At 32.8% G+C, this 16,021-nt stretch carries 13 protein-coding genes; 4 read left to right on the forward strand and 9 right to left on the reverse strand.

What is annotated here, in order from left to right:
- Nucleotides 1–6 precede the first annotated feature (6 nt).
- Genes HM982_RS15080 through HM982_RS15115 form a run of 8 tightly spaced genes read right to left on the reverse strand, consistent with a single transcriptional unit; the run spans nt 7 to nt 6,185 of the window.
- Nucleotides 7–450: an acyl-CoA thioesterase gene (locus HM982_RS15080; protein ID WP_179354170.1), complete on the reverse strand. Its 444-nt coding sequence runs from the start codon at nt 448–450 to the stop codon at nt 7–9.
- A gap of 2 nt (nt 451–452) precedes the next feature.
- A complete protein-coding gene (locus HM982_RS15085) occupies nt 453–896 on the reverse strand; it encodes a hypothetical protein (RefSeq protein WP_179354171.1) in 444 nt (147 codons plus the stop codon).
- A gap of 6 nt (nt 897–902) precedes the next feature.
- A complete protein-coding gene (locus tag HM982_RS15090) occupies nt 903–1,787 on the reverse strand; it encodes an LpxL/LpxP family acyltransferase (RefSeq protein ID WP_179354172.1) in 885 nt (294 codons plus the stop codon).
- A gap of 16 nt (nt 1,788–1,803) precedes the next feature.
- Nucleotides 1,804–2,046, reverse strand: a complete 243-nt coding sequence (locus HM982_RS15095; protein WP_092465719.1) for an acyl carrier protein — start codon at nt 2,044–2,046, stop codon at nt 1,804–1,806.
- A gap of 8 nt (nt 2,047–2,054) precedes the next feature.
- Entirely contained in the window at nt 2,055–3,272 is a 1,218-nt protein-coding gene (locus tag HM982_RS15100; RefSeq protein ID WP_179354173.1) for a beta-ketoacyl-[acyl-carrier-protein] synthase family protein, read from the reverse strand.
- Nucleotides 3,273–3,285: 13 nt separating this feature from the next.
- Nucleotides 3,286–4,017, reverse strand: coding sequence for a 3-oxoacyl-ACP reductase FabG (gene fabG / locus HM982_RS15105; RefSeq protein WP_179354174.1), 732 nt, complete (start codon nt 4,015–4,017; stop codon nt 3,286–3,288).
- Complete coding sequence (locus tag HM982_RS15110) at nt 4,018–4,650, reverse strand: hypothetical protein (protein ID WP_179354175.1); 633 nt, start codon at nt 4,648–4,650, stop codon at nt 4,018–4,020.
- The gene (locus HM982_RS15115; RefSeq protein WP_179354176.1) at nt 4,647–6,185 is read right to left on the reverse strand and encodes an HAL/PAL/TAL family ammonia-lyase; all 1,539 of its coding nucleotides are present in this window, start codon (nt 6,183–6,185) and stop codon (nt 4,647–4,649) included. The genes HM982_RS15110 and HM982_RS15115 overlap by 4 nt, the downstream gene beginning before the upstream one ends.
- Before the next feature lie 101 nt (nt 6,186–6,286).
- Here HM982_RS15115 and HM982_RS15120 point away from each other — a divergent pair, with 101 nt between their 5' ends.
- Nucleotides 6,287–7,525, forward strand: a complete 1,239-nt coding sequence (locus tag HM982_RS15120) for an NAD(P)/FAD-dependent oxidoreductase (protein WP_179354313.1) — start codon at nt 6,287–6,289, stop codon at nt 7,523–7,525.
- Nucleotides 7,526–7,572: 47 nt separating this feature from the next.
- Here the strand turns inward: HM982_RS15120 and HM982_RS15125 are convergent, their stop codons facing one another.
- Nucleotides 7,573–8,181, reverse strand: a complete 609-nt coding sequence (locus tag HM982_RS15125; RefSeq protein WP_179354177.1) for a hypothetical protein — start codon at nt 8,179–8,181, stop codon at nt 7,573–7,575.
- Nucleotides 8,182–8,425: 244 nt separating this feature from the next.
- On the opposite strand from HM982_RS15125, the gene HM982_RS15130 reads away from it, so the two are divergent.
- From HM982_RS15130 to HM982_RS15140, 3 genes are all read left to right on the forward strand, one after another.
- Entirely contained in the window at nt 8,426–11,236 is a 2,811-nt protein-coding gene (locus HM982_RS15130) for a triple tyrosine motif-containing protein (RefSeq protein ID WP_246296876.1), read from the forward strand.
- Between the two features lie 247 nt (nt 11,237–11,483).
- The gene (locus tag HM982_RS15135) at nt 11,484–14,534 is read left to right on the forward strand and encodes a SusC/RagA family TonB-linked outer membrane protein (RefSeq protein ID WP_179354178.1); all 3,051 of its coding nucleotides are present in this window, start codon (nt 11,484–11,486) and stop codon (nt 14,532–14,534) included.
- 5 nt (nt 14,535–14,539) lie between these two features.
- Entirely contained in the window at nt 14,540–16,018 is a 1,479-nt protein-coding gene (locus HM982_RS15140) for a RagB/SusD family nutrient uptake outer membrane protein (protein ID WP_394354361.1), read from the forward strand.
- Nucleotides 16,019–16,021: the final 3 nt, after the last annotated feature.

The raw sequence follows: 16,021 nt of genomic DNA on the forward strand, positions 1-16,021 counted from the left end.
CGTAATTTATAAAAGATTGTTTTTAGTTTTCCATGCTTCAAAAAAAGGAGGTACTGTAAGGGATAAGTTATTGTTATCGTCTACAAAAACCTGAATGGTTTCTCCTGTGCAAACTGTTTGTCCGGTTTCATTTAATATTTTATATCTAAAGATAATTTTTGCAGCAGGTGTATTTATATAAGTGGTTTCTACAGTGGCAATATCACCATATTGTAATGGTAATTTATGTTCGCAACTCGATTTTACAATAGGGGAAACATAGCCTTCTGTTTTGGTGTCTAAATAAGAAATACCATGTTTTCTACCAAAAGCTTCACGTCCATCTTCAAAATAGTGTAAATAATAGCCATGCCAAACTATACCTAAAGCATCGGTTTCATTAAAGCGCACTCTAATATGATGTGTAACTTTTAAATTGGTTTCCGTTATGTTTTCTTTTTTAGTACTCATTTTTAAGCGTCCTGTTTTAGTACTGTTTTCATCTGGGCCGTTACAATTGTTTCTCCATTTAATTTTGTAGTTCCTTTTACTAAAGTAACCCCTAAAACTTCATGTAGAATTTCAACTTCCGTTTCTATTTGTTGATGGATCTCAGGTAATTTATTAATAGTAACACCTTTTATTGCACCAATATAACCCTCTGGAGCAGGAATGTTTTGGATGTAGAAATGATAGCCTGTATAAAGTGCTACGGTTTGTGCCATATGCTCAATAAGTCCGGGTTCTGTAAAAATACCATTATCAACAAACATATTGTCATTGGTAATTGTTAATCCAGAAACCACTTTAGTATCATCAAAATATAACAACGCATCTACCATAACAATAGGAGGGCGTTGCGGAATTAATTTTAAAATGATATTTTGATCTGTGATAGGGGCTTTAAGTAAATTCATGAGCTGTTAATCTTTTAAATCATTCCAAAAATCAAAATAGTTAAACCATTGCAAAGGGTATTTCTTTAAAATCCATTCTAAACTTTCGGTATAGGATTTTAATAATGCCATTTGATCTCGTTTTTTAAAATCTGCTATTCTAGCGTATAAGTGATAGTGCTTTGTTGTTTCTTTCATCACATACACAAAAATAACAGGCACTTTTAAGCGTGATCCCAAAAGAAAAGGGCCAGCAGGAAACAGCGCTTCTTGGTCTAATAAATGATGCGAGAGCGACTTAGAAGACTTTACGTAGCGGTCTCCGGTAATGCAAATAATTTCATTTCTAGATAAGGCGGCGTTTATTTCAAAGATATGAGATAAATCGTCTTTAATGATTATAAATTTAATATTGGATTTTTCTGTAACACTTTCTAAATAGGCTTTAATATCTCCGTGTTCGGAATCTGTTGTTAATAAACTAATGGTGACATCTTCTTCTAGCTCATTTAAAAAATATTCTGCAATTTCAAAATTACCAACGTGCGCACTAATAAGAATGCCTCCTTTTTTAGATTTTAAAACCGTATTTAGATGGTCAATCCCGTCAAAAGTATAGGTGAATTTGTCTCTTAATCCTGAAGAAATAGCGATTTTATCTATAATCGTTTGTCCGAAGACAAAGTAACTTTTATAGATGCTTACGATACTTTTTAATTTAGAATATTGACGTCTTTTTCGGAAATAATAGTAGATGGATTTAGTACTGCTTTGAGCAAAAAAACAGAAATAAAAAGCTACAAAAATGAGGACAAAATAAGCAGTATGTAAACCGAGGTTTTTAATACAAAATACAAAAATCTTATATCCTAAAACTGAACCTCTAGATTTGCCTTCCCATTCTGTAGCCATTAAATTTTAATACAAATTAGCTTAATTTATTTTCAATAAGATCGTAGAAATCTTGAAGCGTAAGGATATTAATAAAATCTTCACCAACTAGTTTCACACCAAAATTAGCTTCAACAGCAACTACAAGGTCAACAAAGTCTAAACTATCTAGTTCTAATGCTTCTTTTAAATTAGCTTCTGGTGAAAGGTCTTCCGCTTCAACTTCAAATTCATCTATAAGAAAGTCGTTTATTTTTTCAATAATAACTTCTTTATTCATAACAGGGACTATAATTTTTTAATAATTAGGGCTGAGTTTGTTCCTCCAAACCCAAAAGAATTGGACAAAAATACATCAATTTTTTTATCTAGTGTTTTGCTAACTAGATTTAATTTAATGGCATCTTCATCAGGGTTTTCCAAATTAATATTTGGTGCAATAAAAGAGTTTTGAATCATAAGCATAGAGTAGATAACTTCACTCGCTCCTGCCATCCAACACTCGTGTCCTGTCATAGATTTTGTAGAACTCACATAAGGTCCGTTTTCTCCAAAGACGTCAAATATAGCTTTGGCTTCATTGGCATCTCCAACAGGTGTTGAGGTGGCGTGAGCATTTACATAGTCAATACTATCAATTGAAATATTAGCTTGTTCTATGGCTTTTTTCATTGCTCTAGAAGGGCCATCTACATTTGGTGTCGATATATGTTCACCGTTAGATGAAAATCCATAGCCGATAACTTCGCCTAAAATTGGAGCGCCACGTTTTACGGCAGATTCATAGCTTTCTAAAACTAATGTTGCACCACCGCCACTTGGAATAAGGCCATCTCTGTTTTTATCAAAAGGTTTAGAGGCTTTTCCTGGTTGATCTACATTTGCAGAAAAGACGCCTAAACCATCAAAACTTCCCATAGCAAGCTCATTAATTTCTTGTGCGCCACCGCAAATAATACAATCTTGCATTCCGCTTTTTATAAGCTGATAAGCCATACCAATAGCATGAGAGCCACTGGCACAAGCTGCGCTTATAGTAAAATTGATTCCTGTTAATTTAAAAATGGTGGATAAATTCATGGTAATGGTAGAATTCATCCCTTTGAATATCGCACCAGAACCAACTAATGTCGTATCCTTCTTTTCTCGGATTAAATCTGCAGATTCAATAACAGATTTGGCGGTACTATCGTTTCCGTAAAGAATACCAACTTCATTGGTGTCTAAAAACTCTTGTGTAATATTGGCGTTTTTTAGCGCTTCTAGTGTTGCCATATAAGCATAGGTACCTTCTTCTCCTAGACTTATGCGCTGCCTTCTAGTTAAAAGTTTTTTTAATTGAGGTTCCTTTACCATACCTGTTAAACAGGATCGGTAGCCAAAAGGTTTGCGTTTTTCATCGAAAACAATTCCTGAAGTCCCATTATATAAAGAGGTCTTAACTTCTTCTAAATTTTCTCCTATACAAGAATAAATTCCCATACCTGTTATTACAACTCTACTCATTATATAATTTTGTTTAAGAGTAAATTCCTCCATTGATATTAATCACTTCACCTGTAATATAAGAAGCTTTCTGTGAAGCTAAAAATGATACTAAATGTGCGACTTCTTCAGGGGCTCCAAAGCGATTAGCGGGAACCATTTTTTTAAGTTCTTTTTCGTTTAAGTCTCCTGTCATATCTGTTTTTATAAATCCAGGAGCAACGGCATTTACGGTGATTTTTCGTTTCGCTATTTCTTGAGCCAACGCTTTAGTTGCTGCAATAACAGCACCTTTTGCTGCAGAATAATTAGTTTGTCCTGGCGTGCCTTTTAGGCCCGACAGAGATACTATATTTATAATTCTACCATATTTTTGAACCAGCATTTTCTGAATTAAATGATTGGTGACATTAAAAAAGCCATTAAGACTTGTGTTAATTACATTGTTCCAATCCTCTGTTTTCATCCACATAAACAAACCATCCTTTGTAATCCCGGCGTTGTTAACGATGACTTCAATAACAGCTTCTTTATTTTGGTCTTGCCAAGCATCTAAAGTAGATTGTACATTTTCAATATCTACCACATTAAAGGGTAAAAGTTCACCAGTTCCACCAGCTTCTTTAACTGCTTCTAAGGTTTCTAATGCTGCTGCTTTATTGCTTTGATAATTAATTAAAATATGATAATTTGAATCTTTTGCTAATTGTATGCAAATGGATTTTCCTATGCCTCTAGAGCCACCTGTGATTAATGCGCATTTCATTTATTTATATTCTTTTTTCCAAATTTTATATTCTACCTTTTTAATATTATTTAAAATATTATAAAAAGCTCCCATCCAATAATTTCTTAATCCAAATCCTCTTGGCACTCCTATAAGTTCCTTATGGTATATGATTTCTTTTGTTTTTGAATTAAAATAAACCAAATTGACAACAGCGTTTTTTCTGAATTTATTTAACGCATTCACGATAAAAACCATGGAAACTTCATTTTGAGAATCAACGTCATAAGCGTTTACCATTTCTTGTAATTTATCTAAAGCAAAAGATTTTGGTGTTATGTTGGTTACTAACTCATTTTCATCAACTGAATTATTTAGGATTTCCACAGATTCTATTAAATAATCTACGTTTTCTTTTTTTAGATATTTTGCAACGTCATATTTTTCAGGTTCACTATAGAAAAAGTTATTCCACTTTGGGAAATAGTCATTTTTTATAATTTCAGCATTTTTGAAATCAGAAGATGTACCAACTAATTTACATTCCGAAAAATCTATGCCAATGAAACTAATAGTATAATCTTTTTCTATTAAAACATCTTTTAATTCTTGTGCATTTAAATAGGTGATGTTTTGAAAAATAAGAAATAATAGGATAAGTTTTAGTTTCATTTTTCAATATTATTTTCATGATTCATGATATATTCTTTAACTTCATTTACAAAAGGATACATGATCACGTCTTCCTTAAAGGCAGGAACAATAGTTCTAATAGCATCATACAATTTTTTAGTTTTAGAAGATGCTTTGTCTTGTATGCCTAAGTATTCTATAGCTTGTATGATGGTTATTAGTTCTATAGCAACAACCTCATAAGCGTTTTCAATTACTTTTTTTGTAATTAAAGCTGCATTTGTTCCCATGCTTACTACATCTTGATTGTCGTTGTTATTTGGAATACTATGTACGTACATTGGGTTAGATAACATTTGGTTTTCAGCTGTTGTTGAGGTTGCTGTAAATTGCACACCTTGCATACCAAAATTTAAACCTAAAGTCCCCATATTAACAAAGGCAGGAAGAATTTTATTAAGGCTAGGATTGAGTAAATAATTTAATTGGCGTTCTGCTAGCATACTCATTTTTGTAACGACCAATTTTAATTTATCCATTTCTAGAGCTACGTAATCACCATGGAAATTTCCACCGTGATATACATTTTGTTTTTCTACATTAACAATAGGATTATCGTTTGCAGAGTTTACTTCTTCAAATAAGATATTCTCAACACTATCTAAAGTGTCTAAAACCGGACCTAAAATTTGAGGAACACACCTTAGAGAGTAATATTCTTGTACTTTTTCTTCAAATACGGTGACGTTTTGTGCTTTATTGTATAAATGGTCTTCACGTTTACGAGTCAGTTGACTATCGCTTAGATTAGCTCGCATTTGCTTAGCAATTTCGTGCTGTCCTTTATGTCTTTTAGCGTGGTTTAATTCTGAAGATAAATGATCGTCATAAGCTTCTACAATTTCGTTGATTGCAGAAGAGCAAAGCACAGACCAATTTAATAATTGTCTGGTGTTAATGGTATTCATAATACCAATTCCTGTCATAACAGAAGTGCCATTCATTAAAGCAATACCTTCTCTTAAAGCAACAGTTATTGGTTCTAAATTTTCAATTTCAAAAACCGCTTGTGTGGCTTTTATTTCCCCTTTGTAGAATACTTCGCCTTCTCCAATTAATACCAATGCTAAATGTGCAAGTTGTACTAAATCACCACTAGCTCCAACGCCTCCATGTTCGTAAATTAAGGGAATTATATTGCGATTAATTAATTCAGTCATTAATTCTATGGTAGATCTGTGCACCCCTGAGTTCCCTAAAGACAGGGTGTTAAGCCTAGCAATCATTGCTGCTTTTACGTATTGTGGCGCAATAGGATTTCCTGTTCCAGAAGCATGGCTGCGTATTAAATTGTATTGTAATTTAATTCGGTCCGTATCTGCAATTTTATATTGCGCCATTGGTCCAAAACCCGTATTTACACCATAAATAGTTTTGTTTTCTGAGAACGTTTTTAAAAAATTAAAACTATTCTCTACAGTTTGAAATACAGTTTTTTCAATTTGTATGGGATTCTTTTCAAAAATGATTTTATAAAAATCGTTAACACTTAAACTTCCGGATAATTTTGGCATCTATATAATTGGTAATATTTAATAAAAATAATAGTTAAATAACGAAAAATGAAGTTATTTTGGGATGCAAATTTAGAATAATAAATGATTATTGTACTATTATGGATATTAGTGTTGAAAATGTTGATGTGTTAATCATTGGTGCTGGGCCATCTGGAAGTGTTGCAGCATCATATTTACATAACAATGGAATAAAAGTTAAGGTGGTTGAAAAAAAATCATTCCCAAGATTTGTGATTGGAGAAAGTCTTTTACCGCGTTGCATGGATCATTTTGAGGAAGTTGGTTTATTAAATTGTTTGAAAAAACGAAATTACGAAGTAAAAGCTGGTGCTAGATTTTTGAGAGGAGATGTGGTTTGTAATTTTGATTTTAGTAAAAAACATACTAAAGGTTGGGATTGGACATGGCAAGTACCTAGAGCAGACTTTGATAAAACATTAACGGATGAACTTATAAGCCGAGGTGTTAATATTTCTTTTGAAGAAGAAGTTGTAGCTGTTGATTTTAATAAAGATGGATCTTCGGAAACTAAAACTAAGAATAAATCTGGGGAGTTTAGTTTAGTACATGCAAAGTATATTATAGATTCTAGTGGCTATGGGCGCGTATTGCCACGGCTTTTAAATTTAGATAAAGCATCCGAACTTTTGGGTCAGTCTTCTATATTTACACATGTAAAAGATGTCAATAGACCTGAAGGTTGGGAGGGAACTCGAATAACTTTTGATGTTATAGACTTAAGAACTTGGTTGTGGGTAATTCCTTTTTCTAATGGAGAAACAAGTGTTGGTTATGTTGGTTCTAACGCGTTTTTACAATCGTTTGAAGGTGCTTCTTCAGAGAAATTAAGAGCTATGTTACAGCTTTCTAATTACTATAAAGATCGATTTAATGATGTGGAATTTAGATTTGAACCTATTGAGATTTCTGGTTATTCTAAATCCGTAAAACAACTTTATGGTAATGGCTATGTATTGACTGGGAATAGTGCTGAGTTTTTAGATCCTGTATTTTCTTCTGGTGTTACATTTGCAACAGAATCCGGGTTGTTAGCAGCAAAATTGATTACAAAATCTCTAGATAAAGAATCCGTAGATTGGGAAAAAGAATATTCAGATTATATGAAAAGAGGCGTCGCTGTTTTTTCAACTTATGTTAAAGAATGGTATACTGGTAATCTTCAGAAGCTATTTTTTCATCGCCCAGAAAACCCTGAAATTAAAAAACAAATTTGTTCCGTCTTAGCTGGTTATGTATGGGATACTACAAACCCTTTTGTGAAAAACCACCATAGGCTTGTTAAAGCTGTAGCTCATGTCATTGATATGGGAAAATAAAAAAAGGAGCCTTTTAAATGGCTCCTTTTTTTATTTGTAATAATATTTTAAAATGCTTTTTTCATTATTAATTTAGATAAGGTTTTTCCTGTTTTGGCAAAACCTTCACCTATACGGTCTTCATTACTAAAGGTGCCTCCAAATTTATTTCCTGGAGCTTCTTTACTAGTTATTTCTAATAAAACATTATCTCTATTTGCTGTTTCAACGAACTTTATCAATGTAGTAACTTTTGCTGGTTGTCTCATAACGGCAGCATTCCATCCTGGATATATCCAAACAACTTCTAAAATTAACGTGTATTTTGCATCCGGAAAATCTTTTTCAAATGAGATACCTTTATCTTCATATAAATCACGGTTCATTAACTCTAAAAACTTTGAAGCATAGATAAGGTCTTTACTTGCTTCCCATGATTTTTTCCACGCCTTTCCTTTTCCCTTTCCTTTACTTTCTAAATCGGCAACTCTTTCCGCAACGTATTCATCATTGGTAAGGTTGTCTTTGTTAATTTTAAGATTACTGTAATCAAATTCTACATTAATTTCAGTTTGGCCTTTAAAAAAGCTGAAATCCCCTTCCTTAACTTTTGTCTTTTGAGCATAAATAGCAGTTGTAAACAGCAATATAAATGCTAAGTGTAATATTTTTTGCATGGTAAATTGTTAATTGTTTGATTGTTCTCAAATATATCGTTTATAATTTAAAGGTTGATATTTTTTATAGGAGAAATTATAATTCTATGAATTACTTTGATCTCAGGTGATGTTTAGTTAATTTCACACTTTTATCATAAGTTATTTAACTATACATTTCTTGAGGGTGTAAAACATAAAGGTCTGTTTTTTAGGTTTTTTTGTAAATTTATAACCTTAACAATTCGTAACAAAAGCAATTTTTATGTCAAAGGTCTATAAGCATCACATGCTATGTTTTTATTTTATAAGTTTTTGTTTTTATTATCATTGTAGTGCCCAAGAAATTCCTCCAATTCAAGTTTTTACACCTCAAGATTATGTTGCTGAAGATCAAAATTGGTCCATAGGTCAAACTGCAGATAATTTTATTTATGTCGCAAATAATAAGGGTCTGTTAGAGTATAATGGTGCCTCTTGGCAATTATATAATTCTCCTAATGATGCAATTTTAAGAACTGTAAGTGTAGTAGAAGATATTATATATTCTGGCGGTTATATGAGTTTTGGATACTGGACTAAGAACAAGCAAGGTAAGTTGTTTTATACATCTTTAAGTGATCATGAATCATTGTCTATTAAAGAAGATGAAGATTTTTGGGGTATTGTTGGTGTTGAAGATTATATCTTATTTCAATCTTTCGACCGGATTTACATTTATAATACAATAGACAAAAGCTTTAGTATAATTGATTCCGATTCACGAATTAACAGAATATTTAAAGTTGACGACGCTATTTATTTTCAAAAAACGGGTGTCGGTATTTTTAAAATTATAAAAGGACAAGAATCTTTAGCTATTCCATCAATCGCTATAAACAACAGTGAATTAATAAATATTTTTGATTCTGATTCAGGATTGCTTTTACAAACAAAAGAACAAGGGTTTTTTAGATTTCAGAATGCTACAATTACACCCTGGAAAATCAGTGCAGATAACTTATTGTCCAACTTTAGTGTTTATAGTAGTATACGCTTAAAAGATGGCAGTTTTGTACTTGGAACCATTGCTAATGGAATCATTCATTTAGATGCCAATGGTAATGAACTACTCAAAATTAACCAATCTTATGGTTTGAGTAATAATACGGTATTAGCTATGAAGGCAGATAGCTACGGGAATATTTGGTTGGGCTTAGATAATGGTATTAATGTGGTAAATTTAAATTCTCCTTATAGTGTTTACACGGATAAGCAGGGTAGTTTAGGGACGGTTTATGCTGCCGCCAAAACAAATAATTTTCTTTATTTAGGAACCAATCATGGGTTGTTTTATAAGCCAATAGATTCCAATGCAAAGTTTGAATTTATTGAAGGTACTAAGGGACAGGTCTGGATGTTGTCGTTACTGAACGGAACCTTGTTTTGTGGACATGACAAAGGAACATTTGTAATAGAAAGTACTGACGCAAAACTCATTTCTAGCGAGTTAGGAACTTGGACAATTAAGGCGATAAAAGGCAAACCTAATTTATTAATACAAGGGAATTACAAAGGGCTTAATATTTTAGAATTTGTTGATAATACTTGGCGCTTTAGAAATAAAATAAAAGGCTTTGGTAAATCATCTCGTCATGTGGAGTTTATTAATTCTACGGAGTTATTAGTTAATCATGAGCATAAAGGCGTTTATAAAATTGAAGTTAACCAAGACTTTACAAATGTTTTAGGTTATGAGAAACTTGCGATAAAAAAAAGTGCAAAATCAAGTGTTTCAAGCTATAATGATACTGTTTTGTATAGTTCTAAAGAGGGTGTTTTTGCTTATGATTTGCAAGAGCAACGTTTCCGAAAAGATAGTTTATTAAGTGAGTTAATCAGTGGTGAAAGGTATGCATCAGGGAAGCTTATTAATGGTGAAAATAAATTATGGGGTTTTTCAAATTATGATATCATATATCTCGAACCAGGAAAACTTTCTACAACGCCTAAAGTTAATGTGATACCGATTTCTAAAGTTGTACGTAAAATGAAAACGGCTTACGAAAATGTACTAGAATTAGGAAATAATAAATATTTAATAGGAACTACTGATGGCTATTTAATTATAAATTTAAATCGTATGTTACCTCAGGCATATGATATTAATTTGAACAGTATAGATTACGGGGCTCACCCTAATCAACTTTCGCCTTTTCAATTATCTAATGCAGGTGAGTTTGAGAATAAAACCAATAATATTCAATTTAAATATAGTGTTACAAATTATAACAAACTTTCACAATCAAAATACCAATACCGATTAATTGGTCTTTATGATGATTGGAGCGATTGGACTACGGATTCTAAAACCTTTTATGAAAATTTACCATATGGTGACTTCATCTTTGAGGCAAGGGCGTTGGTTGGAGGTCAACCTTCTAATAACAAAATCGCTTTCAGTTTTACGATAGATAAACCTTGGTATATTAAACCAATGGCTATTATTTCTTATGTACTATTGGCTTCGCTATTTATTTATGTGCTTTATTATTTTAATAAAAAACATTATAAGAAAGAGCAAATTAAATTAATAAGAGATAAGGAGCGACAGCTAGAGTTAGAGCAGCTTGAAAACCAACGTCAATTAATTCAGTTTGAAAATAAAAGCTTACAACAAGATATTGATAATAAAAACAGAGAGCTTGGTATGGCAACCATGAACTTAGTTAAGCGTAATGAATTGCTAAGTAATATTAAAAGTAAGTTATCTGAAAGTAAATCGTTAGGTGAAGTTAGTAAAGTTATTAAATTGATTAACTCCAGTATAAACGATACAAGTGATTGGGAATTGTTTGAAGAGGCTTTTAATAATGTTGATAAAGATTTTATGAAGAAGATAAAAATACTTCACCCTTCAATAACTCCAAATGATCTTCGACTCTGTGCCTATTTAAGACTCAACTTATCTTCCAAAGAGATAGCACCACTTTTAAATATTTCTCATAAAAGTGTAGAAGTTAAACGATATCGTTTGCGTAAAAAGATGGGGTTAGACCATGAGCAGAGTTTATCAAACTATATTATTGAGTTATAGTTCCTATACAACTAGTTTTTTTACCTATACATTACCTATACAAAGCACTAATCTTGTAGCTTTTCTTTAACACCTGTTAATTATTGTTAATTCCTTAATGTCGATGCGGATACTTTAATTTAAAGGCTTTTTCGTTATGATATTGGTATTTTAAAGCTATTTTTTTGAAATGTATGTTTTTTGTATAGTCTTATTTTAAGAAACTGTTAAGGTTTTGTTATAAATTGCAGTATCTAAAATTTAAATTATGAAAATTAAACTTTTAACGCTCATGACTTTCATATTATCAATGGGAGTGTTTGGGCAGAATTTAAATGTTACTGGTACGGTTACTGAAGCATCTTCAGGGCAACCACTTCCTGGCGTTAATGTAGTTGTTAAAAACACAACAAAAGGAGCATCAACAAATTTTGATGGCGAGTTTACTTTAAACGATGTGCCAATGAATTCTGTTGTTGTTGTCTCCTATATTGGTTTTGTAACGCAAGAATTTACAATTGTAAATAGTGATCCAGTAAATGTTTCTTTAGTTGAGGACGCAGAGTCTTTAAGTGAAGTTGTCGTTATTGGATATGGTGTACAAAAGAAACGTGACGTAACTGGAGCGGTTTCTATTGTCGACTCAGAAACTTTAGACAACCTTAAACCTGTTAAAGTAGAACAGGCATTACAGGGTACGGTTTCTGGAGTAAATGTAACAAGCCAATCTGGTGCACCTGGTGCAGGATTGGATATTAGAATTCGTGGTATTTCTACCAACGGTGCCAATGGGCCTTTAGTAATTATTGATGGTTATCAAGGTGATTTAGGGATATTAAACCCTAATGATATTGAAACTATAACCGTATTAAAGGATGCACAAGCAGCTATTTATGGTACAATTGGTGCAAATGGTGTCGTATTAATTACCACTAAAAGTGGTAAAAAGGGTGGTAAAACGCAAATTTCGTTTAACAGCTATGTTGGTTTCCAAGAAGCGACTAAAGAACTCTCTTTATTAAATGCTACAGAGTATGCATTAATTTTAAATGAAAGTTATGCTAATGGCGGTCAGGCATTACCTTATCCTAATGTAGCTGGCCTTGGTGAAGGTACAGATTGGCAAGAAGAGGTACTTAATACAGCTGTACCAATTATCAATCATGACTTTAGTATTTCTGGAGGGTCAGAGAAAATAGCTTATGCTATAAGTGGGTCTCACTTATACCAACAAGGTATTGTAGCTCCTAAAAAAACAGATTTTAGAAGAAATACTGCAAGAGCCTCAATAAGAGCTGATCTATCGGATAAGTTTAAAATTAACACAAATATTACTTACACATATTTAGATAGAGATTCTGTTAACGACTTTGGTTTAGGTTCTGTGCTGTTTAATGCTTTAAATACACCTTCTACCTATTCGCCTTACGATAGCAATGGTGATTTTACTTTATTGCCAAGTAGTGCTGGTTTAGGAATAGAAATTATTAATCCACTAGCACAAATCGCAAATACCTATAATGATTACGATTTAAAAAAACTAAACGGTATGGTCTCTTTAGAGTATCAAGTTTTAGATAAATTAAATTTAACAAGTAGAGTTGGTTTTAACACGGCAAATAGTGAAAGTCGATCATTTTCAAAAATTGTTGATTATGGTGGGAAAGTCTTCGATAATCAAAGAAGTCGTGTAGATCAGAATGCGATAAATGATAACGATTATACTCTAGATATTTTTGGAACCTATGCAAACTCATTTTCAGAAAGTCACAATGTCACTTTAACTGGAGGAACCACGGTGTTTAAAACATTTGGTAACGGTTTATATGCTTCAGGATACGATGTACAAAACAATTCTTGGGATTATGCAGATATTGCATTGGCTCAAGGTACAGGTGGTGATGGCGTTAGAGACGTTAGCGCTTATGCTTATGATGAAAGGCGTTTGTCATTCTTTTCAAGGTTACAATACGACTTTGAAGGTAAATATTTATTCTCTGCCATGTTACGTAGAGATTCTTCAACAAAATTTGGTCCTGGTAGAAAAGTAGGGTATTTCCCTTCAATGACGGCAGGTTGGATCATCTCTGACGAAGGATTCTTTGGAGATTCTAGTGTGTTTAGCTTCATGAAACTTAGAGCGAGTTATGGTGTGCTAGGTAATGATCAAATTGGTGATAATGGTTATGTAGGTTTGTTAAACGGCCAAGCAACTTATGTCTTTAATGGCGTTTTGGTAAACGGAAGGGCTATTGGTCAATTACCAAATCCAGATTTACAATGGGAAGAGGCTAAAAAGTTAGATATTGGATTAGACTTTAGATTATTAAATAATAAAATTGACATCACAACCGATTACTTTATCAATAAACGAGATAATTTACTTATCAATAATATTCCAGTCTCTGGTATTACTGGTATTTATGCGCCAGGCGGATCAGCACCAACAGTAAATGCTGGAGCGGTTGAAAACAGGGGTTTTGAATTCTCAATCAACTATAAAGAAACGTTTAGTGATAACTTTAATCTTTCAGCAAGTTACAATGTAACAACACTTAAAAATGAAGTTACAGAGGTAAATAATAGTACAGGCTTTTTAGAAGCTGGTGATTTTAGTGTTGGTCAACCTGTAATATCTAGAATGGAAGCAGGGCAGCCAATGGGTTATTTCTATGGCTACCAAACAGACGGTATATTCCAGAATCAAGCCGAAGTCGATGCACATCCTTCACAGGTAGATTTAGGTGCGGTAGCATCACCTGGTGATTTAAGATTTGTAGATACCAATAACGATGGTCTTATCAATTCAGACGATAGAACTAATCTTGGTGATCCAATACCAGATGTTACCATGGGACTTAATCTAACATTGAATTATAAAAATATTGACTTTACGGCTTATGCGTTCGCTTCTATCGGAAATGATATGGTAAGAAATTACGAACGTAGTGTCACAGATGCCAATAGATTAAACTATGTGTTAGACAGATGGACAGGTGAAGGAACAAGCAACACAGTGCCAAGAGTAACAACAGGTGCTACTGCAAATAGAGTCTTTTCAGATTTTTTTGTTGAAGATGCGTCTTACCTAAGAATACAAAATGTTCAAGTTGGGTATTCACTTCCTCAAGATGTCATAGAGAAAATAGGCATCACTAAAATGAGAGTTTATTTTGGTGTCAATAACTTATATACATTCACAAAATATAAAGGTTATGATCCAGGAGCTACAAGTGGTGCACCTATTGGTGGTGGTATTGATTATGGTTTTTACCCAATACCAAGAACTTATTTGTATGGTGTAAATCTTAATTTTTAAAAACATTGAAAATGAAAAATAATAGTATAAAAAAAATCATTGCTATAATTATTGTGGTCTTTGCCTACCAATCTTGTACTGATGATTTTATAGAAAGAGAACCCGAATACTCTATTGATTCAGAGAATTATTTTAATTCTGAAGCGGATTATCAAAACGGCTTAATAGCATGTTACGATTTGTTACAGTCAACCTATGTTAATGTATTGCTAGGTGAGATAGCTTCTGATAATACGTTGTGCGGCGGTGGTGATGCTAACGATGTTATTGGTTTTCAGCAGGTCGATGATATGATTCATACCGAAATAAACTCTAATATTAGAGATGTATGGAACTGGATGTATGCAGGTGTTAGTCGTACCAATTATTTATTGGAGTTTCAAGATAAAACAGATTTTGAAGGTCGTGAAATCATAGTTGCTGAGGCAAGATTCTTAAGAGCATATTACTATTTCGAATTAGTAAAATGGTTTGGGCCTGTGCCTGTAAAAGAGACTCGATTTAATTTAGGAGATGAAACAATAATTCCTAGAAGTCCAGTAGAAGATGTGTATGCCTTAATTGAAAGCGATTTAATTTATGCGTCAAACACTTTGAGCTATACAGCGCCACAACTTGGTAGAGCAACTAAAGGTTCTGCACAAGCTTTATTAGGAAAAGCATACTTATATCAAGATAAATTTTCAGAAGCTTCAGTTGTGTTAGAAGACTTAATTCAAAACGGTCCATACGATTTAGTATCAGATTACGACACTATTTTTGAAGAAGAAGGCGAAAACAGTATCGAATCAGTGTTCGAAGTACAATACACCGATGTTCAAGGTGCAAGTTTCGATTGTTTACAATGTAGTGAAGGTAACGTTGCTGTTGGTTTTAGTGGTGTAAGAAATTACAGCGGATCATTATTTACTTCAGGTTTTAGTTTTAACGTACCAACCCAAGAGACCGTTGATCAGTTTGAAGAAGGCGATTTACGTAAAGATGTCGCCATTTTAGATATTGAAAGTTGGGCTACTGAAACAGGTGCTTCTTACGGTACTGGTTATGAACATACGGGTTACTTTAATAGAAAGTATTTACCTAGAAAACGAAGTGAAAATGCTGCAGGAGATTTAAACTTAACTAACCCTAATAATTACAGAGCCATTAGATTTGCCGATGTATTATTAATGGCTGCAGAAGCTTTTAACAGAGGTGGTATTAACGATGCGAAAGCACAACAATACTTAAATAGAGTTAGAGACAGAGCTTTTGGAGATACAGATCACCAAATATCAGCTACAGGATCTTCATTAACTGATGCCATTTCTCAAGAACGAAGAGTTGAGTTAGTAGGTGAAGGCCATCGCTTTTTCGATTTAGTAAGAACAGGTCAAGGTTCTGAAATCGATGGATTTACAACAGGTAAAAATGAACTATTCCCAATACCACTTGAAGAAATTCAATTTTCTAATGGTAATTGGTTGCAAAACGATGGATATTAAAAA

The sequence above is a fragment of the Winogradskyella vidalii genome (genome assembly GCF_013403955.1).
In the GTDB taxonomy this organism is placed as follows: Bacteria; Bacteroidota; Bacteroidia; order Flavobacteriales; family Flavobacteriaceae; genus Winogradskyella; species Winogradskyella vidalii.